This is a genomic window from Arthrobacter sp. HS15c (assembly GCF_040812005.1).
GTDB lineage: Bacteria > Actinomycetota > Actinomycetes > Actinomycetales > Micrococcaceae > Arthrobacter.
Genome location: NZ_JBFOHM010000006.1, coordinates 26714 through 48724, shown reverse-complemented (window position 1 = coordinate 48724; position 22011 = coordinate 26714). Strand labels below are relative to the sequence as shown.

The 22011-nt window shown below is 68.7% G+C and carries 21 protein-coding genes and 1 pseudogene; 8 read left to right on the top strand and 14 right to left on the bottom strand.

Annotation, left to right across the window (positions count from 1 at the left end):
* Positions 1–33: 33 nt before the first annotated feature.
* Complete coding sequence (gene rfaE2 / locus ABV518_RS11060) at positions 34–1560, bottom strand: D-glycero-beta-D-manno-heptose 1-phosphate adenylyltransferase (protein ID WP_367767129.1); 1527 nt, start codon at positions 1558–1560, stop codon at positions 34–36.
* Positions 1557–2993: an aldehyde dehydrogenase gene (locus ABV518_RS11055; RefSeq protein WP_367767128.1), complete on the bottom strand. Its 1437-nt coding sequence runs from the start codon at positions 2991–2993 to the stop codon at positions 1557–1559. Before ABV518_RS11055 ends, rfaE2 (ABV518_RS11060) begins: the two co-directional genes overlap by 4 nt.
* Before the next feature lie 155 nt (positions 2994–3148).
* Between ABV518_RS11055 and ABV518_RS11050 the strand changes: the two genes are divergently transcribed.
* Positions 3149–4294, top strand: coding sequence for a glycosyltransferase family 9 protein (locus ABV518_RS11050; protein ID WP_367767127.1), 1146 nt, complete (start codon positions 3149–3151; stop codon positions 4292–4294).
* A gap of 27 nt (positions 4295–4321) precedes the next feature.
* On the opposite strand, the gene ABV518_RS11045 is transcribed toward ABV518_RS11050, so the two are convergent.
* From ABV518_RS11045 to ABV518_RS11015, 7 genes are read right to left on the bottom strand one after another with little or no spacing between them, the layout of a single operon-like run.
* Positions 4322–5023 carry an SDR family oxidoreductase gene (locus ABV518_RS11045; protein ID WP_367767126.1) on the bottom strand — a complete coding sequence of 234 codons (702 nt, stop codon included), beginning with the start codon at positions 5021–5023 and terminating at the stop codon, positions 4322–4324.
* A 30-nt stretch (positions 5024–5053) separates the two neighbouring features.
* Complete coding sequence (gene rfaE2 / locus ABV518_RS11040; protein ID WP_367767125.1) at positions 5054–6436, bottom strand: D-glycero-beta-D-manno-heptose 1-phosphate adenylyltransferase; 1383 nt, start codon at positions 6434–6436, stop codon at positions 5054–5056.
* Positions 6424–7167: an SIS domain-containing protein gene (locus ABV518_RS11035; protein ID WP_367767123.1), complete on the bottom strand. Its 744-nt coding sequence runs from the start codon at positions 7165–7167 to the stop codon at positions 6424–6426. The genes rfaE2 (ABV518_RS11040) and ABV518_RS11035 overlap by 13 nt, the downstream gene beginning before the upstream one ends.
* Entirely contained in the window at positions 7164–8468 is a 1305-nt protein-coding gene (locus ABV518_RS11030; RefSeq protein ID WP_367767121.1) for a glycosyltransferase, read from the bottom strand. The genes ABV518_RS11035 and ABV518_RS11030 overlap by 4 nt, the downstream gene beginning before the upstream one ends.
* Positions 8465–9514, bottom strand: coding sequence for a glycosyltransferase (locus ABV518_RS11025; protein ID WP_367767120.1), 1050 nt, complete (start codon positions 9512–9514; stop codon positions 8465–8467). Before ABV518_RS11025 ends, ABV518_RS11030 begins: the two co-directional genes overlap by 4 nt.
* Positions 9514–10599, bottom strand: coding sequence for a glycosyltransferase family 9 protein (locus ABV518_RS11020; protein WP_367767119.1), 1086 nt, complete (start codon positions 10597–10599; stop codon positions 9514–9516). The genes ABV518_RS11025 and ABV518_RS11020 overlap by 1 nt, the downstream gene beginning before the upstream one ends.
* Complete coding sequence (locus tag ABV518_RS11015; RefSeq protein WP_367767118.1) at positions 10599–11135, bottom strand: D-glycero-alpha-D-manno-heptose-1,7-bisphosphate 7-phosphatase; 537 nt, start codon at positions 11133–11135, stop codon at positions 10599–10601. Before ABV518_RS11015 ends, ABV518_RS11020 begins: the two co-directional genes overlap by 1 nt.
* A gap of 91 nt (positions 11136–11226) precedes the next feature.
* On the opposite strand from ABV518_RS11015, the pseudogene ABV518_RS11010 reads away from it, so the two are divergent.
* A pseudogene (locus ABV518_RS11010) lies at positions 11227–12150 on the top strand (glycosyltransferase family 9 protein); the annotation flags it as partial.
* Here ABV518_RS11010 and ABV518_RS11005 read toward each other — a convergent pair.
* Complete coding sequence (locus ABV518_RS11005) at positions 12048–12974, bottom strand: sigma-70 family RNA polymerase sigma factor (RefSeq protein ID WP_367767117.1); 927 nt, start codon at positions 12972–12974, stop codon at positions 12048–12050. The pseudogene ABV518_RS11010 and the gene ABV518_RS11005 overlap by 103 nt on opposite strands.
* 146 nt (positions 12975–13120) lie before the next feature.
* Here ABV518_RS11005 and ABV518_RS11000 point away from each other — a divergent pair, with 146 nt between their 5' ends.
* Complete coding sequence (locus ABV518_RS11000) at positions 13121–14158, top strand: NAD-dependent epimerase/dehydratase family protein (protein ID WP_367767116.1); 1038 nt, start codon at positions 13121–13123, stop codon at positions 14156–14158.
* Between the two features lie 24 nt (positions 14159–14182).
* Here the strand turns inward: ABV518_RS11000 and ABV518_RS10995 are convergent, their stop codons facing one another.
* The gene (locus tag ABV518_RS10995) at positions 14183–14716 is read right to left on the bottom strand and encodes a hypothetical protein (RefSeq protein ID WP_367767115.1); all 534 of its coding nucleotides are present in this window, start codon (positions 14714–14716) and stop codon (positions 14183–14185) included.
* A 187-nt stretch (positions 14717–14903) separates the two neighbouring features.
* Here ABV518_RS10995 and ABV518_RS10990 point away from each other — a divergent pair, with 187 nt between their 5' ends.
* From ABV518_RS10990 to ABV518_RS10970, 5 genes are all read left to right on the top strand, one after another.
* Positions 14904–15950 carry a hypothetical protein gene (locus ABV518_RS10990; RefSeq protein ID WP_367767114.1) on the top strand — a complete coding sequence of 349 codons (1047 nt, stop codon included), beginning with the start codon at positions 14904–14906 and terminating at the stop codon, positions 15948–15950.
* Entirely contained in the window at positions 15950–16381 is a 432-nt protein-coding gene (locus ABV518_RS10985; protein ID WP_367767113.1) for a phage holin family protein, read from the top strand. Before ABV518_RS10990 ends, ABV518_RS10985 begins: the two co-directional genes overlap by 1 nt.
* Complete coding sequence (locus ABV518_RS10980) at positions 16378–17007, top strand: DUF3618 domain-containing protein (RefSeq protein WP_367767112.1); 630 nt, start codon at positions 16378–16380, stop codon at positions 17005–17007. Before ABV518_RS10985 ends, ABV518_RS10980 begins: the two co-directional genes overlap by 4 nt.
* Before the next feature lie 93 nt (positions 17008–17100).
* On the top strand, positions 17101–18180 hold the full coding sequence (locus tag ABV518_RS10975; RefSeq protein WP_367767111.1) for a YihY/virulence factor BrkB family protein: 1080 nt from the start codon (positions 17101–17103) through the stop codon (positions 18178–18180).
* Between the two features lie 281 nt (positions 18181–18461).
* Positions 18462–18638, top strand: coding sequence for a CsbD family protein (locus tag ABV518_RS10970; protein ID WP_367767110.1), 177 nt, complete (start codon positions 18462–18464; stop codon positions 18636–18638).
* 88 nt (positions 18639–18726) lie between these two features.
* On the opposite strand, the gene ABV518_RS10965 is transcribed toward ABV518_RS10970, so the two are convergent.
* The 3 genes from ABV518_RS10965 to ABV518_RS10955 are packed head-to-tail and all read right to left on the bottom strand — an operon-like array spanning position 18727 to position 21943.
* On the bottom strand, positions 18727–19470 hold the full coding sequence (locus ABV518_RS10965) for a glycosyltransferase family 2 protein (protein ID WP_367767109.1): 744 nt from the start codon (positions 19468–19470) through the stop codon (positions 18727–18729).
* Positions 19470–20855, bottom strand: a complete 1386-nt coding sequence (locus ABV518_RS10960) for a PIG-L family deacetylase (protein WP_367767108.1) — start codon at positions 20853–20855, stop codon at positions 19470–19472. The genes ABV518_RS10965 and ABV518_RS10960 overlap by 1 nt, the downstream gene beginning before the upstream one ends.
* Entirely contained in the window at positions 20849–21943 is a 1095-nt protein-coding gene (locus tag ABV518_RS10955; protein WP_367767107.1) for an acyl-CoA dehydrogenase family protein, read from the bottom strand. The genes ABV518_RS10960 and ABV518_RS10955 overlap by 7 nt, the downstream gene beginning before the upstream one ends.
* Positions 21944–22011 lie beyond the last annotated feature (68 nt).

The following is a 22011-nucleotide window of genomic DNA, read 5'->3' as shown; positions in this document are numbered from 1 at the left end:
CATTAGTGGACCGGACCGCGCGGGACAGGCGCCCTACTGGCCCGGCCCGGCTCCTTCGCCCGCCCGGATGCGGTTGACGACCGCCGACGTCGAACGTTCCGCCACGTAGTCCAGGATGGCTACCCTCCCGCCGCATTCCTCCACCGCGCCGGTTTCCTCAAGCATTTCCGGAGTGTAGTCCCCGCCCTTGGCATACACCTCCGGCCGGAACCGCCGGATCAGCGGACTTGCCGTGGGGGTGTCAAAGACCGTGACATAGTCCACGCAGCTGAGCGCGGCGACGACCGCTGCCCGGTCCGCCTCGGTATTGATGGGACGGTCCGGCCCCTTGAGCCGGCGGACTGAGGCATCGCTGTTCAGCGCCACCACCAGGACGTCGCCCAGCTGCTTGGCCTGGTTCAGGTAGCGGGTATGGCCCTTGTGCAGCACGTCGAAGCAGCCGTTGGTCAGCACGATCCGCTGGCCCTGGGACCTGTGCGCTTCGAGTTCGAGGGCCAGTTCCTCGATGCCGAGGGCCGTGTCGGCGAAGCTCGCCAAGTAGCGGCCCAGCTGCGCGGTGCTGCACACCGACGTGCCGGGCTGGTGGACCACCACGTCCGCCGCGGCCTGGGCGAGGTCCAGGCTTGCCGTCAGCGGGAGGCCCGCCGAGTGGGCCAGGGTCAGGGCCGCCACAAAGGTGTCTCCGGCGCCGGAAGCCTGCTTCTCCGCAGCTGGCCTCGCCCACGTCCGGTGGGTGCCGCCGTCGGCCGGGAACAGGACTGTTCCGTCCCGGTCCAGCGTCACCACCACCGCACGTGCCCCGGTGGCAGCGCACAGGGCGTCGCGGTGCCGGGTCACGGCAGTCACCCGGTCCGGCCCCTCGGGCAGGCGCAGGCCCAGCAGGCGGCCTGCTTCCTGGGCATTGGGGGTGGCCAGGTCCGGCCGCAGCGGGGCCCAGGGCCGGGGATCGTGGGCGTCCACCACGGTCAGCGGCCGGGATTCGGCCTGGCCCAGCGCCTCAATGATGGCCGCACGCACGGGACCGGCCAGGACACCGGTGCCGTAGTCGCACACCAACACCGCGTCCTGATGGTCGACGGCGGCACGCACCACTGCGGCGAGCGCCGCCAGCGCCTCGGCCGGGACGGATGTGGCTGAGTCGTCGATGCGCAGCATCACCTGGCCGCCGCTGCTGATCCGGATCTTTGTGGTGGTGACCATTTGCGGGTGGGCAAGCAGATGCCGGACGTCAATCCCAGCATCCTGAAGTTTCCTCCGAAGCGTGGTCCCGGCGTCGTCCGTTCCGATGATGCCGGCCACCGCCACCCGGGCTCCGAGCGCCGCGAGGTTCATGGCGGTATTCGCTGCCCCGCCGGGGGCGAAGTCGCGGGCGGCAACGTCCACCACGGGGGCGGGCGCTTCCCGGCACAGGCGCTCGATGGTTCCGCTCCACCAGCCATCAAGCATCACGTCGCCGATCACCGTGATGGCAGGCCGTTCGGCGGCGAGGCGGCGGGGAAGCCATTCGGAGAGCGCCCGCTGGCTGGCGAGGTCCCCGGCGCTGGCATCCGCCGGACTCATGGCTGCTCCTTGTGCGGCGGCTGGAGGGCGAACGGCGGCGGGGCCGCGACGTGCACCACCTTCACGCGGGTGAATTCATCCAACAGCTCCGGGCCGTAGCCGAATCCCTCGCCGCTCGCGCCCCGCGGCTGGGCCGAACCGCCTGGCGCCCCGCCAAACACCTCGTTGATTTTCACGGTGCCCACCGGAAGCGCCGCGATGGCCTGCTGAACGTGGGCAATGCTCCCGGTCAGGACTGTGGCAGCCAGCCCGTAGCGGCCGCTGCCCGCCAGCTTGAGCCCTTCCTCGAAACTTTGGACCACCCTGACCGCAGCCACCGGGCCGAAGGTTTCCTCGGTCATCACCTGCATGCCGTCCGTGCAGCCGAGCAGGACTGTCGCCGGGTAGAAGGCGCCGGCGCCCTCGGGAACTGAACCGCCTTCCACGGCACGCGCCCCCTGCTCCAGCGCCTCGGAGACCTGGGCGTGAACCGCGTCCCGAAGTCTCGTGTCCACCAGCGGAGCGACGGTGCCGTTGCTGTTGCGGAGCGCTGCTTCGGCTTCCAGGGCGGCGCAGAACCCGGCGGCGATGGCTTCATGGACGTAGATCCGTTCCACGGAGGTGCAGATCTGTCCGCTGTTGCTGAAAGCACCGATGGCAGCCTGCTCGGCCGCCCACGCCGGGTCGACGTCCCGGTCCACCACCAGGGGATCGTTCCCGCCGTTCTCCCGGACCACATGGGCTCCGGTCTGCACCGCGGCGTGGGCGATCCGCTCGCCGGAGGCGCTGGACCCCACATGCGCGATGACGTCGACGCCGGCCTGCGTCAGGAGGGCGCCCACCCCCGCCCCGCCTGAGACGGTCAGCAGGACGCCCGGGGGAAAGGCCGGTGCCAGCACTTCGCCCAGGGCTTCGCCGAGGCGCGGGCAGCGCTCGCTGGGCTTGTGCACCACGGTGTTACCCGTGACAAGGGCCGCGCCAATCAGTCCGCAGGCCACAGCCACCGGATCGTTCCACGGGGTGAGGAGGACAGCGACGCCGCGGGGTTCGGCAACCGTATAGTCGGAAGCCGACCTGTTGCCCAGCAGGCTGTGTCCGCGGTGCACCGGGCCCAGCTCGGCATACTGCTCCAGGGTGGAGACTCCGGCCGCGATGCCGGCCAGGGCTTCCTCCAGTGGACGCCCGGTTTCGCTGCTGTTCAGCTCCGCCAGTTCCTGCGCGGCGGCGTCGAGTGCCCTGGCAGCGGCCCGGAGGGCGGCACCCCGCTCAGCCGGCGCGACGGCGGGCCACCGCCCGGCCGCGCTCCTGGCCACATCGACAGCGTGGTTCACGGCGCCGGGTTCGGCCTCGGGAACGGACCACAGATACTCTCCGGTCCGGGGATCCTTGATTGTCAGTCCGGAGCCGTCACGGGTCAGGTCGGCAGGCATTGTGGTTCTGGCAGTCGTATACATGGAACTCCTCCGTCCGTACTTCTCCTTGGAGTCCCGTACCCCGGGAACGGATGTTTACACGGTGGACGCACCGACAGAATGCGCCCCTAGCCAGCAGGCCGGAGCATCCGTAGGGTGGCACCACACGGACGGAGCGGCGCGTGGAAGGAGCCCGCATGGAACAGACCAGCCGGGGCGTTGGACCGGTGCTGGGCAGGTTCGACGGCGTCTGCCGTATTGCCGTGCTGCGTGGCGGCGGCCTGGGCGACCTGATGTTCGCGCTTCCCGCAGTGACCGCATTGAAGAAGGCGTACCCCGGCTCGACGGTGACCCTGCTGGGAACACCGCTGCACGGGTCGTTGCTGGCGGAGGTCCGGAGCCCGGTGGACGATTTCATGGTGCTGCCGTTCGCCGAAGGGGTTCGGCCCGGCACGGAGGACGTAGCCGCCGTCGACCGGTTTTTCCTCGACGCCCGGGCACGGGCGTTTGACCTGGCGGTCCAGTTGCATGGCGGCGGCCGGTTTTCCAACCCGTTCCTGCTGCGGCTGCAGGCCCGGCACACGGTGGGATCCGCGACGCCCGACGCTGTCCCCCTGGAGCGGACGCTCCCGTACGCCTACTACCAGCACGAGCCGATGCGTGCCCTGGAAGTCGCGGGCCTGGCCGGCGCCTTGCCAGCGGCACTCGAAGCGCGGCTCCAGCCGCAGGAGAGGTTCGTTGCACAGCTGCCTGCCAAGCTCGGTGCGGCGCTGGCACCCGTTGGGGAGCCTTTGCTGGTGATCCATCCGGGGGCCAGCGATCCCCGCCGACGCTGGCCCGCTGCCAGCTTCGGCGAGGCGGCCCGGGCAGCGGCCGACGACGGCTGCCGGGTCCTGGTGGTGGGTGACCGGAGCGAAACCGGGCTGGCGGAAGCAGTGGTGACTGCCGCCGTCGGGCCCTCCAGCGGAACCGGTCCCGGTGCGGCGTGGGTGGCCGGTCCCGTGGCCTCCGTGGCCGGGAAGCTGGGGCTGGGTGAACTGGCCGCCCTGCTGGCCCGCGCCGACGTGGTGCTGGCCAACGACAGCGGCCCGCGGCACCTGGCGCAGGCGCTGGGTGCGGCAACGGTAGGGATCTACTGGGCGGGGAACGCCCTCACGGCCGCTCCCCTGGGCCGCGGCATGCACCGGATCCGGCTGTCCTGGGTAACGCACTGTCCGGTGTGCGGCGCTGACGTGACGCAGGTGGGCTGGACGGCGCCGCGCTGCCCGCACGACGAGTGCCTGGTGGCCGGAATCCAGCCGGCCGACGTGTACCGGGACGTCCGAAGCCTGCTGGGGCACTAGCCCAAGCTCGGGGGCAGGACCGCAGCCTCAAGGCCAGGAGCCCTCCTCAGCATGGCAGATCAGCATCTCCCGCACCTCGCACCCCGGGGGCTGGGAGAGCACAAACAGGATGGCCTGTGCCACGTTGCCCGGGCTGTTCAGCCGGGAGTCGTCCTGCGGCTTGTACTGCTCGGTCCGGTCGTCAAAAAAGTGGGTGTTCATGCCTCCGGGGATCATGGTGGTGACGCCGATCCGGCCGCCGGTTTCCGCGGCAAGGGCGTGGCTGAACCCCACTACGCCGAACTTGGAAGCGCAGTAGGCCGTGGCGTCAGCCACCGCCCGCTTGCCCAGCGTCGAGGCCACCGTGACCACCCTTCCTCGGGACTCCATCAGGTAGGGCAGCGCGGCGCGGACCACGGAGACCGTGCCCAGGAGATTGACGCCGATCACTTTCTCCCACTCGCCGGCGTCGACGTCGGCGAGCTTGCCGCAGCGGTCGATCCCGGCGGCAGTGACCACCGCCTCGAGTCCGCCCAGGGACTCCGCAGCTTCCCGCACCGCCTGCTCTACGGCCAGGCGGTCAGCGACGTCGACTTCGAAGGCCTTCACGCCGGAGACGGCACTGATGTCCCGGTCCAGGACCACCGGCGTTCCGCCCGCCTGCAGGACGGCGTCGACGACGGCAGCCCCCAGTCCGGAGGCTCCTCCGGTGACCAGGATGCGGCCGGGCCAGGGTGTCTCTGTATGCATGGTGTTCCTTTCGATTGCGGGATACGTTGCCTAGCTGACCTTGCCCAACGCCTCTGCGAGTCCGGTGGTGGACCGGGCCGGATGGTAGGGGACGGTGACGCAGCGGCCGCCCCAGCCCTCAACGAGCTCGGCCTCGGGAAGCTTGGCGCCCTTGTAGTCGCCGCCTTTCACCCAGATGTCCGGCCGCAGCCGGGCCAGCGCGGCCTCCGGCGTGTCCTCGTCGAAGACCATCACGGCGTCCACGCATTCCAGCGCCAGCAGCAGTTCGGCGCGGTCCTGCTGGTTCATGATGGGCCGCCCATCGCCCTTGAGCCGGCGGACCGATGCGTCCGAGTTCAGGCAGACAACAAGGCACTCACCCATTTCGCGGGCGGCCGCCAGTGACCTGACGTGGCCGGCGTGCAGCAGGTCGAAGCAGCCGCCGGTCGCCACCACCCTGCCGCCGTTTTCCCGTACGCTGCGGGCCAGGAGCAGGGGCTCGGTGGTGCGGTGCCTGCGTTTGACGGGCACGCCCGGCTCCGGCAACGATGCCACTCCCCCGGCGGCCAGGAAATCCGCGGCCTCATGGACGGCGAGGACAGCGGAGTCTTCCATGTCCCGGCCTGCCGCGAGGTGCACTGCCAGGCTCGCCGTCAGCCGGTCGCCTGCCCCGCAAGGATCGGATGCCTCCACCCTGGGTGCCGGAACGGACCGCGGCACGCGGTCACGCTCGCGCAGCAGCATGGCCCCGCGCTCGCCCGTGGTCACTAAGACAGCGCGGCTGCTCCACCGGTCCAACAGGATGCCGGCAACCTCGGCGGCCCCGTCCACCGGGTCGGATCGCCCCCGTCCACTCGCGCCGCTGCCGGCCGCCTGGTGCGCCTCCGCCAGGTTGGGCGTCACCACCGCAACCCCCGCAACGGGAGGCGCTCCGGCGGGATGCGGATCCCACACGATCGGCACGTCCTCCGCCAGTGCGGCCAGCAGCTCCCGCAACTGCGGGTTGGCCGCCAGGCCGCGGCCGTAGTCCGCAACAATAATGGCGCCGGCCTTTTCCACGGCCCGCAGCATTGCGGGCGTGACATCGGGCACCGGCACAGGACTGCAGCCCTGGTCGAACCGGACCACGGGGTGTTTCCCGGCCCGGACGCGCGTCTTGACCGGAGTGGGGAAGCTGGTGGGACCGGCCGCCAGGCGAACCCCTGCGAGCGCCGCCTCAAGCTGCCGCCCGGCGTCGTCATCCGCCAGCACCGTGACCAGGGTGACGGGCCAGCCGTCCCCGGCAAGCATCCTGGCCACCAGCCCGGCTCCGCCCGCGCGCCGCTTCACCCCGGTCACATCAACCACCGGAACCGGCGCGTCCGGGCTCAGCCTGGTGGCATCCCCGGACAGGTCAACGTCCAGGATCACATCCCCGACCACTACGATTCCCATGGCGCACCCCACTCCGATTGTGCCGGTCCGGCCTGGACTCCGGCGCTCGGCCGGCGGACCTCCAGGTCAAAAGCCCGGCAGATGGCGTGCAGGGCAATCAGGTGCCCCTCCTGCGCGTTGGCGTTGAGGGCGTCAACCATCACTGCCTCGTCGCAGGCGGTGGCCAGCGGATTTGGCCCGGGGCCCGTCAGCGCCCAGGTGGTGACGTTAAGGCGCCCGGCAGCTTCCACCGCGCGCAGCAGGTTGGGGCTTTGGCCGCTGGTGGATAGGAGTAGCAGCACATCCCCGGAACGGCCGTGGGCCCGGACCTGCCTGGCGAACACCTGCTCGTAGCCGTAATCGTTGGCAAGCGCCGTCACTGCTGACGTGTCGGCGTGCAGCGAAATGGCAGAGAAGGGGACACGCTCGCCGTCGAACCTCCCCACCAGTTCGGCCGTCAGATGCTGGGCTTCGGCCGCCGAGCCCCCGTTTCCGGCTGCCAGGAGCCGCTGGCCCCGGAGGAGGCGCTGCGCCAATTCCACGCCCCACGCCGAGAGCCGGCCGGACTGGGCCCGGAGTGATTCCAGTGCAGGAACCACGTTGTCCAGGTGCAGCCGCACGGCTTCACTGGCCGCCGTGTCCCCGGACGCGCTGTCCGCCATCTCCCTGTCCGAGGCCTCCAGCCCCGGCAGGGTGGCCGGAAACGCGAGCGCCTGAAGGTCGGCTTCACGGACGGACCATTCGGCCGTCACAGTGCTGCCCCTTCCATTCGCAGGGCCGGAAGTTTCGCCATCGCCAACTGGTAAGCCTTCTCTGTTTCTGCGGCAACCCGGTCCCAGGAGTACCGGGCCCGGGCGCGGGCCTGCCCTGCGGCCCCCAGTTCCGCGCGAAGGTCCGGGTTTCCCAGCAGGACGGCCAGGGCGTTGGCAATCGCCTCCGGGTCCCGGGGCGGCACGTGCAGCCCGGTGCCGTGGTCCAGCACTGTGTCCTGGAGGCCGCCCACCGCGGCAGCCACCACCGGCACCCCGCAGGCCATGGCTTCCAGTGGAACGATGCCGAACGGTTCATACCACGGCGTGCACACGACGGCGTCGGCGCTGCGGAAGATCCCGGGCATGGCCTCCCGCGGCACCTGCCCCGCCAATGTCACTTTGTCCGCAATGCCCAGCCCTTCGGCAAGGTCCAGGAGCCTGCGCACTTCCGGGTCTGCGTGGAGCGTCCCAGGCTCTGCTCCACCGCCAACGATGAGGAGTTCGACGTCGGTGAAGCCCGCCTTGGCCAAGAGCGGAAGCGCGCGGATCACCAAGTCCACGCCCTTGCGCGGCACCAGCCTGCCAACAGAGAGGAGCCGGTGCGCCCTGGGTTTGGGGGCACGCGGGCCGTCCGTGGAAAAGAGGCCCAGGTCCACGCCGCACGGCGCGATGGACACCTTGCCGGCGTCGATTCCCATCGCCTTCAGTTCGAACACCTCGTCCGAGCAGGTGGCGATGATTCTGTCCACCGACCGGCCAACAGCGGGTTCCAGCCAGCGCCGCTGCGGCGGGCTGGTGTCCTCACTGCCCTGGTGCCTGCGTTTGACGGTACCGAGCGCGTGGAAGGTCTGGATGACCGGAACCCGGTATTCAGCATCGTCCTGCCCGGGGGCCCGTCCGGTGGAGTCCCGGGCCACCGGGCCCTCCCGGCGTGCGGCGCGACGGGCCGCCTCAAGGGCAGCGATCCCAGACATCCAGAAATGCCCGTGCACCACGTCCGGCGGCCGCTGCCCCCAGTCCTCGGCGATGCCCTGCGCGAGGTCCCCCATGTGGGGCAAAAGCCCGTCCTTGGGGACGTGGCAGGGAGGTCCGGCGTCCACGTGCACCACCTCCAGCCGCGAACCTGCCTTAACCCGGGCGGGCAGGTCCTCCGCGTCGCGCCGGGTGTACACGGTCACCGTGTGGCCGCGGCGCGCCAGCGCCTCCGACAGGGCGGCAACGTGGACGTTTTGTCCGCCCGCGTCAACCCCGCCCAGTGCTGCCAGCGGGCTGGCGTGCTCGGAAACCATCGAGATCTTCATGGGATGTTCCTTTCTCGCGCCGGAGCGGGGATCTGCTCTTCCAGACGTGTGGTGTGGGGGTGCCGGTGGCCGTTGGCGGCGGGCTGGGTGCGGAGGTCCGCGAGGACCTCGTTCCAGCGGTCCAAAAACCGGGCCAGGCCGTAGCGTTCCAGCGCCGAAGCGCGGGCGGCGAGGCCCCGCCGTCGTGCTTCCTCAGGGTTGGCGAGCAGGCGGCGGGCGGAGCGGAGCAGTTCGTCGACGTCGGCGGACACCGCGCCGGCTTCCGGCGGCACCGCCCGCGGCGCCTCCGTGGCGGCCAGGGCGAGGACCGGCATGCCCAGGTGCATGGCCTCCAGGAGGGACAGTCCCAGGGATGTCCACCGCATGGGGTGCAGGTATACACGGCAGCGGGCCAGTTCGCGGTGCAGTTCACGGGTCCGCAGATCCCCGCGGAGCTTCAGCCTGGACTTGTCCCCACCGATCGCGGCAGCAAGGCCCTCTGTTTTCATGCCGAACACCTGCAGGGGTGCCACCGCCGCGAAGGCAGGCAGCAGGTCCGTCCCAGTCACCCGCCCCCGCCGCACAGGTTCATTGACCACCACTCCGAGCTCCGGAAGCTCACCGGAGTAGAGGTGCCCGGGATCCGGGATTCCGTGTTCGATCACCACGGCGGGCGCGCTGCCACTGTCCCAGGCCAGCCTGTTGAAGTGGGTTACGTGGACGATGGGGATAGCCCCTTGGTCGGCGAGCGGATGCCGTGTGAACGGGAAATCGCCCTTCGGCGTGTTGTGCTCCACGAACACCGCCGGCAACCCGATCCCCGGCGGCCGCCCCAGCGCCCTGGCAACCTCGGCGATTTCTTCGGGCCGTTGAAGAACGACGGCGTCAATACAGTCAGCGTCGAGGTCCGCCAATGCCACCTCCCGGGCGGCGGCAGGCCACTCCCTGCCCGCACGTCCCAGACCCCACGGTCCGCCTTCGGGGAGGACCGGCAACAGGTACTCGTGGGGGCCGCGGACGAAGGCATCCGTCCAGGACCCGTGCACGTGCCACAGCAAAATCCTCATCAGCTTCTGGCCTTTCTCCGGGTACTGACGTGAGTGCTGAAGGAGGACACTCCGCCGATCAGCCTTTCCACCGCATCGACCACGTCCTGGGGTGAGACCGAACCGAGGCAGGGGTGGCCCGGGACAGGGCAGACCCGCGCCCGCGTGAGCCGGCAAGGTGCGTCCTGGTCGCCGAGGAGCTCCAGCGGAACGCCGTACGGCGCCCACTGCACGGCCGGAACCACCGGGGCGAACAGGCAGGCAACCGGTGTTCCCACGGCAGCTGCCAGGTGGGCCGGACCGGTGTTGCCGGTGACCACGGCGTCTGCCCCGGCGAGGACGCCGGCGAGCGTGGACAGATCGGTGCGGCCTCCAAGGTCAACTGCGGCGGGACCCGCGACCGTGGCGGTCAGTGAGGTTTCCGAGGGGCCCCCGGTCACCACCACGCGGTGTCCCGCGCCTTCGAGGAGTTCTACGGCGGCAGCGTGGTGAAGGGGCGGCCAGGCCCGGGCTGGAACGGCTGCACCCGGGTGGACCACCACATAGCGGCCTTCGCCCACGAGGTCTCTGACGTCCGGAACGGCTTTCACTTTCAGTTTTCCGTCGTCCCGTTCAGGGAGCCGGAAGCCCGCCGCTTGGGCGATGCCCAGGGCCCGTTCCGCCTCGGGCTGTTCCTCCGGGAAGTCCTCGCCGGGCCGGAGCCTGACATCCAGGAGTGAGCCTGCGTAGTCGATGGAGGCCCCGGTAATGTGCCCCACGCCGCCCAGGCGCAGCAGCAGCGCCAGCGGCAGCGGCGACTGGTGGAAGGACGTGAGGATCACTGCCTGGCTGATCCTGGAGTCTTTGACGTACTCAATCAGGCGGTCCGCATGGGGTCCTGTCATCGCGGGGGCGGGATTCACGATCCAGGGGCTGTCCCAGGTGTAGATCTCCGTGGCCTCCGGCAGCAGTGCCGCTGCCGCCCCACCCTCGCGGCCGCACAGCATCACCACCTCATTGGGCTGCCCACCGTCAGGCCGCCGGCCATTCGCTACGGCTCGCACCGCCGGCCCGGCCAGCAGGACATCGCCGGCACTGTCCATGCGTGCCACCAGTACGCGTGCCATCAGGCCTTCTCCAGCAGGAGCCGGACTGCTCCGGCAAGATCCGGCGCCACCAGCCGGGACCGGGCCACCTCGTCGGGGCGCGTCACGGGGGTGGGAACCAGCACGCCGACGGCTCCGGCGGCTTCGGCAGCCTCAACGTCGGATCCAATGTCCCCGATCAGGGCTACCTCGGAGGTTTCAAGGCCCAGTTTCCGGCAGGCATTGTGCACCATTCCGGGAGCGGGCTTACGGCAACTGCAGCCTTCCCCCGCTGCATGTGGACAGATTTCCCAGACGTCGAACGGGCCCAGGATCTGCTCCACGCGGGCATTAACCCGGTCCACCTGTGCCCGGTCCAGCAGCCCGCGGCCCAGGCCGGACTGGTTGCTGACCACGCCCGTGGCCAGGCCATTGCGACGCACCCAGTCGACGGCGTCCCTGGCTCCTGGCATGGGCCGGACCTGGGCCGGGTCGCCGTTGTAGGGCACGTCGACTACCAGCGTTCCGTCCCGGTCGAAAAGGACAGCCCGGAGCTGCGGACTTTCGGAGCTTCCCATACCCACCTAGTTCCCCATGGTCCAGGCTCCTAAACAGCACAGGTCCATTTCCCGGGTACTAGACTCCTCAGCACGGCAGGGAGGTGTAGTTATGACCATTCCGACGGCGGCGCGTGAGGGCCAGCCGCAGCTGCTGGTGCTGCGGGCACTCGCTTTGGGCGACCTTCTTGTGGCCGTGCCGGCACTTCACGCGTTGCGGAGGGCATTTCCGGGGCACCGGCTGCTGTATGCTGCTCCGGGCTGGCTGGCCGGCGTTGTGGATCTGGTGGGCGGTTTCGACCTGTTGCCGGTGCCGGGCCTTGAGGCTCCGCTTCCCTTCCGGCCGGGTGGCGTGGATATTGCCGTGAACCTCCATGGCAAAGGTCCGCAGAGCAGTGAACTCCTCCAGGCCATCGGGTCCCGTCGGGTCCTGCAGCATCGGGGAAGGTCCGGCGACGGCCCGGAATGGGTCGAGGACATGCATGAGCGGGAGCGCTGGACACGCCTGCTGCAGTGGCACGGGATCGACGCCGACCCACTCGAATGCGGGTTGCTCCTCCCGCCCCGGCCTACTGATTTTCCCGGCGCCACGGTGATCCACGTCGGCGCAGCTTTCGCCAGCCGGCTCTGGCCGGCGGAACGGTTCGCCCACGTTGCCAGACAGTTGTCAGCTGACGGCCATGAAGTGGTGTTTACGGGGAGCGCCCCGGAGCGGGACCGGGCGCGTGAGGTCTGCCGCCTGGCAGGACTCACCGAAACTGCCGTCCTGGCCGGCCTGCTCGACCTGCAGGCTTTTGCCGCTTGTGTGGCCGGCGCGCGGATGGTGATTTCCGCCGATACCGGCGCTGCCCATCTGGCGTCGGCGTATGCCCGGCCTTCGGTTGTGCTGTTCGGGCCGGTGGGGCCGGAACGGTGGGGGCCGCCGCCGGGACCTCACGTGGTTCTGACGCGGGCGGAACTGCGCCGCGGGGATCCTTTCTCGGACCGTCCTGATCCCGCCCTTCTCGCGATCTCCGCCGATGAGGTGCTGGCGGCCGCCGCAGGGCTCGAATCTGCGTAGTTGCCCTCCTGCAGCCGGCGTTGGAGCGCAACCAGGACGCGGGCGAGCCGGCGGGAAACCTGCATCTGGGACATGCCCAGCCGCTCGCCCAACTGCACCTGGGTCTCTTCGCAGAAGTACCGCCGATACAGCAGTTCGCGGTCCGCAGGGGCAAGATCATGCATCGCCTCCCGCAGGCAGGCCAGTTCCTCCAGGCGTTCAATCGGCGAGTCTGGCGTGGCAAGCATTTCGGCGACCGGAAGCGAATCACCGTTGGGATTGACGGCGTCGAGTGAGTCCGGATGCATGCTGCTCGAGGCGCAGATCGCTTCCAGCACGTCGGCGGGGTCCGTCTCGAGCTCCTGCGCGAGTTCGGCGATACTGGGCGTCCGGCCGAGCGCCTGGGCCAGTTCGGGTTCCACCCGGTACAGGCGGGTACGGAGGTCCTGGATGTGCCGCGGCGGCCGGACCATCCAGCTGCGGTCGCGGAGATACCGCTTCAGCTCGCCGTTGATGGTGGGGGCTGCATAGGCGGGGAAGCTGTCTCCTTTGGCCTGGTCGAAGCCCCGGGCGGCCTTGACCAGGCCCAGGTATGCAACCTGGTTCAGGTCGGCACGCTCCCTGCCCCGGGCATCGAAACGGGCGGCCAGCGCCTCGGCAAGGTCCAGGAACTCCAGGACAAGGTCTTGCTCAAAGGTCTCCCGGAGTTGTCCACCCCTCGAAGCCGGCCCTTGTGGGCTGCGCTCCTCCTGTGGTGGAGCGGTGGGCTGATCCAGGGCAGGTGGCTGATCCAAGGCAAGTGCAGGAAGGAAGTCGGGCATCGTCGTGGGTTCCCTCGGTCTGGGTCCGAAAGCCTGCGGCAAGACTTAGAAGTAGGAAATCATAAGGTTGCTTATTAAACAATGGTTCCGGAGATAGTGTCGGTGTGCAGGTGGCCAAGACAGCCACGCGAAGGGAGAATCCTGCTATGCGAATCGCCATTACCGGAGCAAGCGGAAACGTGGGGACTGCGGTGCTCCACAATCTCCAGCGCCAACTCGAATCAAAGCCCGGATCCCTGGAACTGGTGGGCATCAGCCGAAGGCTTCCGGACACCTCACGGGCACCGTACCGGGGCGTGGAATGGCACACCCTGGATGTCGGCCTGGAATCTGACCTCCCACTGCTCCGCGCAGCGCTGGCGGGCGTGGATGCGGTGGTCCACCTGGCCTGGCAACTCCAGCCCAACCGCGACCTTGAACAGCTGTTCCGCACTAATGTCACCGGGACGGCCAATGTCCTGGAGGCTGCCGGGCAATCCGGGGTGGGGCATATTGTCTGCGCCTCATCGGTGGGCGCCTACAGCAGAGCCCCCAAGGACCGGAGGACCGACGAGTCCTGGCCGGCCACCGGGATACCCGGCTCGCATTACAGCAGGCACAAAGCCGAGCAGGAAACGCTGCTTGACCGGTTCGCGGCGGACCACCCAGGGGTCAAGGTGGCCAGGCTCCGGCCTGCCCTCACTTTCCAGCGCAATGCCGGAAGCGAAATCGGACAGTACTTCCTGGGCCCGCTGATTCCCCGGCTGCTGCCGCGCCGGCTGAAGATCCCTATCCTGCCGGCCCCGGACGAGCTGATATTCCAGGCCGTCCACGCCGACGACGTCGCCGAGGCGTACTGGCGCGTACTGGACCGCCGCGAGTCGGGGGCTTTCAACATCGCCGCAGAACCGGCGGTCACGCCGCAGGAGCTGGCCAGGCTCCTGCATGCGCGCCGGATCCTGCCCATCCCGATGTCCCTGCTCCGTGGGCTGGCCGGGCTGACGTGGAAACTCCGCATCCAGCCTACGGACGCGGGCTGGATTGATATGGCCGCCGGCGCGCCCGTGATGGATACCGGGCGGGCGCGCAGGCTGCTCGACTGGGAGCCCAAAACATCGTCCGTCGATGCGATCGCACATCTACTGGACGGCATGGCAACGGGGGAAGGCGTTGCGCCCTCCCCCGTCCTGAAGCCACGGGGCTGACTCCCGGGGACTAGCCAAGCCGCACTAGATTCCCGACCGTGGGTTTTCGCGGTCGGTGCGGGCTTCCTCCGTGCGCGCCTCATCGACGCGCCCGTCCGCGGTGCGTGCCTGATCGACGTGGCCGTCACTAGGGCGCGCATCCTCAGCGCGACCTTCCTCAGCGTGGGCGTCGCGGACATCCCGGCGCGTCCGGACATCGCCGTCATGCGCCTTGCCGGTCTCCACATCAGGGTCGACGGCGTCAGCCTTCCTGGCGTGCTCGGCAACGTCACCGCGCAGTGACTCCGCCTCAGCAGCCCGATACTCGGCTTCCTGACGCAGCCTGGCAGCGTCCACCTGGGCCTGCTCGGCGTCGGCCCTGGCACGCGTGGCCCGGGCCTCGTTTTCGCGGGCGTCCAGTTCAATGTCCTCGGCCTTGCGGCGGATCTCGGCCGCCTTCTCACGGTGCGACTCATCCCGCTTCTGCTGGATTGCCTTACGGCGCTGTCCCGTCACCAGAAGCAACACAATCAGCACCACCACAACGATTCCAACTACCACCCAAACCCATGGTTCCACGCCACCCACCTCTTCCTATGTTGTTATGCCGGCCCGGCAGATGCCCACAGAAGCTGACCTTCGGTAACTTGCATAAAGTTATTTACCAAGGGTACTTACTATCTGTTGGTAATCATGCTTACTATTTTACGGCCAGTATCGCTGGTTCTTAATCAACAACCAGCCTTCTTGGAAAGAGAGAGCGAAGATGACAGAGAACCAATGGCCCGCGGACAGCACCAACACGGTACCGCCGGCCAATCCATTGACTGCTGGAGAGCGGAGCGCCACCACCTTCCCCTCCGCTGCACAACCCGCTCCCCCGGCGACCCCGGGGTATTCCCCGTCGGACGACACGTATTCCCGCCCGGACGAGAACGACGGGACGTCCCGCAAGGATGCCGTGAAGGACGAGGCCGGTGACGTTGCACGCACTGCGAAGGAATCCGCGCAGGGCGTGGCCGAGACGGCCAAGACGGAGGCCGCAAATGTGGCTTCCGAGGTCAGGTCCAACGCCAAGGACCTGCTGTACCAGGCCCGTACCGACCTCACCCACCAGGCCGGCGCCCAGCAGCAGAAGGTTGCCAGCGGGCTTCGGTCCATCTCAGACGAACTGCATGCCATGGCCCAGGCTTCCGACCAGCCGGGCGTCGTCAGCGACCTGGTCCGCCAGGCTGCCGACCGGTCGTCGTCCGTGGCCTCCTGGCTGGACGGACGCGATCCCGGATCGCTCCTGGACGAAGTCAAGTCTTTCGCCCGGCAGCGGCCCGGTACGTTCCTGCTCCTCGCCGCAGGCGCCGGAGTACTGGCCGGCAGGCTCACCCGCAGCCTGAGCGCCGGCGCACCGGAGTCGAGCACGACGGCCGCACGCAGCACCGGCGATTACGGCTCCCGCGCAAACGGCTCACCCGGCCAATTCAGTGGCCAGTATGGCAGCGACAGCTACAGCAGCGGCCCGGGCGGTTACACCCCCTCCGGCGGCGCGGTGCCACCGCCACCTGTCCAGGTTCCCGGGCCGGCCACCACAACGGCCGGGTTCGACGGCGGCTCTCCGGGCTATGCCGGAGAGACCGGTTATCCCGGCACCACCAGCGCGGCCAGCCCGCTGGACAGCCCGCAACTGGCAGAAGATCCGTGGTCGGGCAACCGGCTCGCCGACGATCCGCTCCGGGACCGCGACCTTGCCGATGACCCCATGGGCAGCGACCCCCTCACCAAGGACCGTTCCACGGACGGCCAGACTGGCAGGCCGTGATGAGCACGCAGATGCCGGAAACTCCTGCTTCGGCGGCGCATGTGAAGGCGGATAACACCTCGTTGGGTGACCTGCTCGGTGAGGTGACCCGTGACCTGTCCACGCTGATGCGCCAGGAAGTCGAGCTCGCCAAGGCCGAACTGAAACAGTCAGCCTCGAAGGCCGGCAAGGGCGGCGGCATGCTCGCCGGCGCCGGCGTGGCCGGGCACTTCGTCCTGCTCTTCCTCTCCATCGCGCTCTGGTACGCCCTGGGTGAGCTGATGGGACTGGGCTGGTCCGCCGTCGTCCTCGCCCTGATCTGGGGCATCATCGCCGCCGTCCTGGCCTCCATCGGCCGCAAGGAACTCAAGCAGGTCAAGGGCCTGCCCCAGACAGGCGAAACACTCTCAGAAATCCCCCCAACCCTGAAACCCGGTGAGGTAAAACGATGAGCGATAACCCGGACGCAATCCGTTCAGACATAGAAGCGACCCGAGCCCGGCTCGGCACCAACGTGGACGCCGTGGCCGACAAAGTCACCCCGTCCAACATCGTCCACCGCCAAACCGACAAGGTCAGGGGCGCCGTCTTCGGCGTGAAGGAGAAAGTCATGGGAGCAGCCGACCACGCCACAGCCAACATCCACAGCGGCACCGGACACGCCGGTGACGCCATGGGCCACGCCGGCGACACCGTCAGCGGCGCCCTTGGCGACGCCGGCCACGCGATCGGCGAGGCACCGGCCCAGGTCAAGGCCAAAACCCAGGGCAACCCCCTGGCCGCCGGCCTGATCGCCTTCGGCGCAGGCATGCTGCTCTCCTCCCTCATTCCCGCGAGCGAGAAGGAACGCGAAGCCGCCGACGCCCTCAAAACCGCCGCCGAACCGCTGACCGTCGAGCTGACCGAAGCCGCCAAGGACATGGCCCAGGGCCTGAAGGAACCAGCCCAGGAAGCCATGGAAAACGTCAAAGCCACCGCCACCGACGCCGCCGAACACCTCAAAACCGAAGGCCAGTACGCCGCCGCAGACGTACGCGACAAGGCAACAGACGCCAAGGACCACATCCAGAACGCCTGACCCTTAACCAGCAGACAGGCCGGCTCCCGCCTCCCCCGGCGGCGCCGGCCTGTTTGTTTTTCAGCTTTAGCTTTCACCGTGGGAGAGGACCCCATGACACCTCATGATTCTTCAGAAACCAGCACTGCCAAGGCGGCCCAGGCCCCGGCACCGGACGATCCCCGCAAGCCAGACAGTCCCACCGACGTCACCAAGCCATCCTGGAAGTACATAGCTAAAAAGACCCTGCGGGAGTTCTCCAAAGACCAATGCCCCGACCTTGCCGCGGCCCTCACCTACTACGCCGTGCTGTCACTGTTCCCGGCACTCCTGGCACTTGTTTCGCTGGTGGGGATTTTCGGCGATCCGGAAAAGACGACGGCGGTGCTGCTGGAGATCGTCCGCGGCATCGCCCCCTCCGACACCGTTGCTACTGTCAGCGGCCCGGTGGAGGAGCTTGCCTCCTCTCCTGCCGCCGGACTCACCCTGTTCGTCGGCCTGGCTACGGCCCTGTGGTCAGCATCCGGCTATGTGGGGGCGTTCGGCCGGGCCATGAACCGCATCTATGAAGTGGACGAGGGCCGCCCGTTTGTGAAACTGCGCGGGACCATGCTGGCCGTCACCCTCCTTGCCGTGGTCATCGTGGCCCTGCTTGCCGGCATGTTGGTCCTGAGCGGACCGGTCTCGGAAGCGGTGGGAGGTGCCATCGGGCTGAGCGGAGCCTTCCTTACCGTCTGGAACATTGCCAAGTGGCCAGTGATTGTGGCCCTGGTAATCGTGATCATCGCCGTCCTGTACTACGCCACCCCGAACGTGAAGCAGCCCAAGTTCAGGTGGATGAGCATCGGCTCCCTGATCGCCCTGGTCATTTTTGTCCTGGCATCGCTGGGCTTTGCCTTCTACGTGGCCAATTTTGGCAACTACAACAAGACGTACGGGGCCCTCGGTGGAGTAATCGTGATGCTCCTGTGGCTCTGGATCCTGAACATGTCATTGCTGTTCGGTGCCGAGTTTGACGCCGAGATGGAGCGTGGACGCCAACTCCAGGCCGGCATCAAGGCTGAGGAAACGATCCAATTGCCGCCCCGCGACACAAAGAAGAGCGAGAAGCTGCAGAAGCAGGAGGAAGAAGACATCCGGCACGGCCGTGAACTCCGCGAGCGCCACAACAGCGACGCGAATCGGAAGGACTAGGCAGGGTCGCCAACTTGGAGGAAAATCAAAACAGGACAGGCCCCATTTAGCTTGCTTGTGTCACTTGGGCACGGGCGTCAGACGGGGTCGGCGGCGAGTTGGCCTCTTCTGAGACCGAGGCCAGTCCCCCCAGTCGCCGTCGGCCCCCTCGATCCGGTTTCCTCCGCTCCCTCCCGCACTCATGCCGTTTGAGCCACTGTTGACCACTGCCCTTGCTGGCTAGCATGGAAGAACCACCGGTGGCATTCCGCCGCCGCAAACAAGCCGTAGGGAGAATCACCATGGGTTTGGATGACAAAATCGAGAACACCGCCGAGAAGCTGGGCGGCAAGGCCAAAGAAGCCGCAGGCAAGGCAACAGACGATGAGCGTCTTGAGGCCGAAGGACGAATGGACCAGTCCAAGGCGGACCTGAAGCAGGCCGGCGAGAAGGTCAAGGACGCCTTCAAGAAGGACTGATCCTTCAGTTACCTAACCCACGGGCCGGGACGGCAGGTATGCACCTGCCGTCCCGGCCCTTCTCCTTGGATCAACCCATTCGGCCGGCTCAGCCTTCGATCGCCACTGCCGGCTCCAGCCCGAGGGCGAGAAGATAGGCGCCGAAACCGTGGGGTGCCCTCGCGTGGATACGGCCCGACGTCAGCACCCTGATGCTGTCAGTGGCCGTGACCGCGAACCCGCGCCGGCGCAGCTTCTCCACCAGTGCGCGGTCCTCGTGTGAGCGCTGGCGCGGAAACCCACCCGACAACTGGTAGGCCGAAGCCCGCACACCAAAGTTGGCTCCGTAGACGTGGGCATGGTTCTCCTCGAACGGGTGCCTGGCGTGCCACCGCCGCAGGATCTCGGCGTCCATGCCGTCGGGATCCGGTTCCACTGATCCGAGCACGGCGTCGGCCCCGGCGTCCGCGAGCGCGACCTGGCGCTGGAGCCAGTTCGCGGGAACGCAGGAATCAGCGTCCGTGTTGGCCAGCCACAGCCTCCGGGAAGCAGCATCCGTGGACAGTGGACAAGCGGCCAGGAACGATTCGATGCCGGCCGCGCGGCTTTTCCCCACGCTCCGGAAGGCAACCTCAAGCAGGGTGATCCGCGTATCTGCCGCCGCGGCCCGCGCAGCCATCTCCAGGGAGTTGTCGGTACAGGTGTCCAGGACAACCACGATGGCGACCCCGACGTCGGGCTGGCGGGCCTGCAGGGCGTTGGCCGCGGCCCGGATGCCGGCGAGGGCCCGTGCCAGGTGCTGCTCCTCGTTGTGGACCGGTACGACGACGGCGACCTCGCCGATGCGGTCCATCAGGGTTCCAGCGGGGTGGTGTCAAGCGGCGCCACCAGGGCTTCCAGCACAAAATCCCGCTCCCGGTAGAGGCCCGCGGCAGGCCAGCGCAAACGGTCCCGTGCGAGCGTGTGGACGGTCTCGCCGTCGAGCTCCCAGCCGGAGACCGGGTGCCGCCAGTGGCACAGCAGCAGGGTGCCCCCGGGCTCCAGCGACGCCTCGATGCGATCCAGCAGGAGCACCAGCTCGGCCGGCGACAGGTAGTAGCCCACCTCCGAGACAACTACCAGGTCGAAGGTGCCGTCCGGCCACTCCCCCGGAAGGGTGAGCTGTCGGGTGGCCACGCCGGGGAACGGGGCCAGCCTGGCGGAGGCCTGCTCCAGCGCCGTGCTGCTGGCGTCCACGGCGAGGAGGCTGGTACAGCGGTCCGCAAGCTCAAGGCTGAGCGTGCCGATGGAACAGCCGATCTCGAGGCCGGAACGGTAGTGCTCCTGCGGCAGTGCGGCCAGCGTCAGGGCGCGTTTTCGGCGTTCGTACCAGCTGGTGGTGTATTTCCACGGATCTTCGGACGCTGAATGGACCTCGTCGAAGATCCGTTGGGCATCCGCGCTGCTGTGGGGGGCAGAGGCACCGCTGGCTGCAGGCGTCCACGCGAACGTCTCAAACGGGCGGTCAAAATGCCGGAGGAAGTCAGGAGCCAGCAGCGCTTCGTCGCCCGGATGGGGCGATAGCGGGAGCACCTGGCTGGCGTGCGCGCCCATCGCCGCCGCCTTGGCCTCCTGTGCTGCCCGGTCCAGCGGAAGCCGGACCCAGGACTCCCACTCGGAGTGGGCCGGCGATGCCCACAGCCAGTACCAGATGGGGTATTCGAGCAGCGCGTGGCCGCCGCCGAGCGCCACCTGCGCCGCGGCCGCGCCCAGGGCGTCGTGGTCCGTGTGGCCGTCGGCACGGTACGGGGCCACAATGACCAGCTGTTCCGGCGGGCCGGCGTGGCGGCTGACAGCCTCGCGCAGGCCGGCGGTGATCTCGGCGACGTGCCCGGCGATCCCGCCGTCCGGCAGGCCCAGGTAGCGCCAGTTCCCGGCATGCCCCAGCGCGGCCAGGGCCGCGCCGAACTCGTTGACGCGGGTGGTTCCCAGCTGGTCCGTGGAGACTGTTTTCGAGTGGGGATGCGACCCCTCACCTGCGGTGCATAGTACAACGTCGACGTCGGCCCCCAGGCGGTGCAGTTGTGCCAGCAGCCCGCCGGCACCGAGCGTCTCGTCGTCGGGATGGGCCGCCAGCACCACAAACCTCATACCGGCCAGCTCCTCCGGGGCAAGCGGCAATTCAGCGAGGCCGGCGAGGCCGCTGGCAGCCCAGACGGCCTCGTCCGTCCCTTCATCTGTGTGCGAAAACGTCACCACAGCCGTTCCCCCTTCAGGGTCAGCGCCCCGAGTTGCGCGTCGTCGCGCTGGGCGTGGTGCTGGCGCACATAGAGCGCCAGGTCAGCCATCCGCTTGGCATACTGTTCGTCGAACGCCAGTGGTCCCGGCCCGCGGTTCCGGCTGACGAGGGAAAGGACGCGTTCGACGGCGGCAGCCACCGTGCCGCGCACGCGCAGCGCTTCGCTCCACGCGCTGCGGTCCGTGCCGGGGTGGTCCGTGCCTGGGTGGTCCGCATCTCCATAGCGACCGACGGCGGCCGGCTGAGCGCCGTCGCCGAGTCCGCCGTCGTCGATCAGCACTGCCGTCCGCGTCAGGTACTGGAGAGAGGACGAAAGGATGCGGTCCGTCTCGCCCAGGCCGGCGAGCGCAATCTGGTCCGCTTCACGGCCCCGGTCCGAAGCCCCACGAAGGCCGTCCGCGAAGTCCCTGGCTACGGCAACCGCTCCGCCGAGCCAGCACGCGGCCACGCCCATGCCTCCCCACGCGAAGCCCGGACGGTCGAAGTACCAGCCGTCGCCGCCCAGCTGCCCGGCCGGGACCTGGTTGAAGTGCACGGTCCCGCTCGGTATTTCCCGCAGTCCGCGGGCGATCCACGCCGGCTCCTCGCAGGTCACTCCCGGGTGGTGGAGGTCCACGGCGAAGGCAGCCCTGCCGCCTGTCTCGGTGTGGGCGGTTACCACTGCATGGTCCAGCAGCGGCGCCAGGGAGCACCAAGGCTTTGAACCACTCAGGAGGATGCCGCCGTCGCCCGCCTTGGCTTCCAGCTTGGCCCCAGGACCTTCGGCAGCGAACACTCCCCAGGTGCCCTCAATACTGCCCGGATCCCTCCCTGACTGGGCGAGGATGGCAAGAGCATCAAAGTGCGGCTCGAAGATCCGGCCGGCGGCAACATCCACGGCGGTGACGGATGCCAGCAGCTCCCACAGCTCCGCCGTGCTGCCCCGGCCTGGCTGCGGCCACGCCCTTCCTGCCTCGCGCGCCAGCGCCAGGAGTGCCGGCACGTCACCCACCGCCGAGGCCACGGCGTCGAGCAGGCTTTCCAGGGCGGCGTCAGGTCCTGACGGCACAGTGAACCTGACGGGCCGCGGCCTCCGGTGTTCTGATGCCGCGGGCTGGCTCTGCGGTTTGGGTTCCT

What these genes read in the sequence shown, in the direction of transcription:
- rfaE2 (WP_367767129.1), bottom strand. Translation starts at nt 1,560, where the DNA reads ATGAGTCCGGCGGATGCCAGCGCCGGGGACCTCGCCAGCCAGCGGGCG.
- ABV518_RS11055 (WP_367767128.1), bottom strand. Translation starts at nt 2,993, where the DNA reads ATGTATACGACTGCCAGAACCACAATGCCTGCCGACCTGACCCGTGAC.
- ABV518_RS11050 (WP_367767127.1), top strand. Translation starts at nt 3,149, where the DNA reads ATGGAACAGACCAGCCGGGGCGTTGGACCGGTGCTGGGCAGGTTCGAC.
- ABV518_RS11045 (WP_367767126.1), bottom strand. Translation starts at nt 5,023, where the DNA reads ATGCATACAGAGACACCCTGGCCCGGCCGCATCCTGGTCACCGGAGGA.
- rfaE2 (WP_367767125.1), bottom strand. Translation starts at nt 6,436, where the DNA reads ATGGGAATCGTAGTGGTCGGGGATGTGATCCTGGACGTTGACCTGTCC.
- ABV518_RS11030 (WP_367767121.1), bottom strand. Translation starts at nt 8,468, where the DNA reads ATGAAGATCTCGATGGTTTCCGAGCACGCCAGCCCGCTGGCAGCACTG.
- ABV518_RS11025 (WP_367767120.1), bottom strand. Translation starts at nt 9,514, where the DNA reads ATGAGGATTTTGCTGTGGCACGTGCACGGGTCCTGGACGGATGCCTTC.
- ABV518_RS11020 (WP_367767119.1), bottom strand. Translation starts at nt 10,599, where the DNA reads ATGGCACGCGTACTGGTGGCACGCATGGACAGTGCCGGCGATGTCCTG.
- ABV518_RS11015 (WP_367767118.1), bottom strand. Translation starts at nt 11,135, where the DNA reads ATGGGAAGCTCCGAAAGTCCGCAGCTCCGGGCTGTCCTTTTCGACCGG.
- ABV518_RS11005 (WP_367767117.1), bottom strand. Translation starts at nt 12,974, where the DNA reads ATGCCCGACTTCCTTCCTGCACTTGCCTTGGATCAGCCACCTGCCCTG.
- ABV518_RS11000 (WP_367767116.1), top strand. Translation starts at nt 13,121, where the DNA reads ATGCGAATCGCCATTACCGGAGCAAGCGGAAACGTGGGGACTGCGGTG.
- ABV518_RS10990 (WP_367767114.1), top strand. Translation starts at nt 14,904, where the DNA reads ATGACAGAGAACCAATGGCCCGCGGACAGCACCAACACGGTACCGCCG.
- ABV518_RS10985 (WP_367767113.1), top strand. Translation starts at nt 15,950, where the DNA reads ATGAGCACGCAGATGCCGGAAACTCCTGCTTCGGCGGCGCATGTGAAG.
- ABV518_RS10980 (WP_367767112.1), top strand. Translation starts at nt 16,378, where the DNA reads ATGAGCGATAACCCGGACGCAATCCGTTCAGACATAGAAGCGACCCGA.
- ABV518_RS10975 (WP_367767111.1), top strand. Translation starts at nt 17,101, where the DNA reads ATGACACCTCATGATTCTTCAGAAACCAGCACTGCCAAGGCGGCCCAG.
- ABV518_RS10970 (WP_367767110.1), top strand. Translation starts at nt 18,462, where the DNA reads ATGGGTTTGGATGACAAAATCGAGAACACCGCCGAGAAGCTGGGCGGC.
- ABV518_RS10965 (WP_367767109.1), bottom strand. Translation starts at nt 19,470, where the DNA reads ATGGACCGCATCGGCGAGGTCGCCGTCGTCGTACCGGTCCACAACGAG.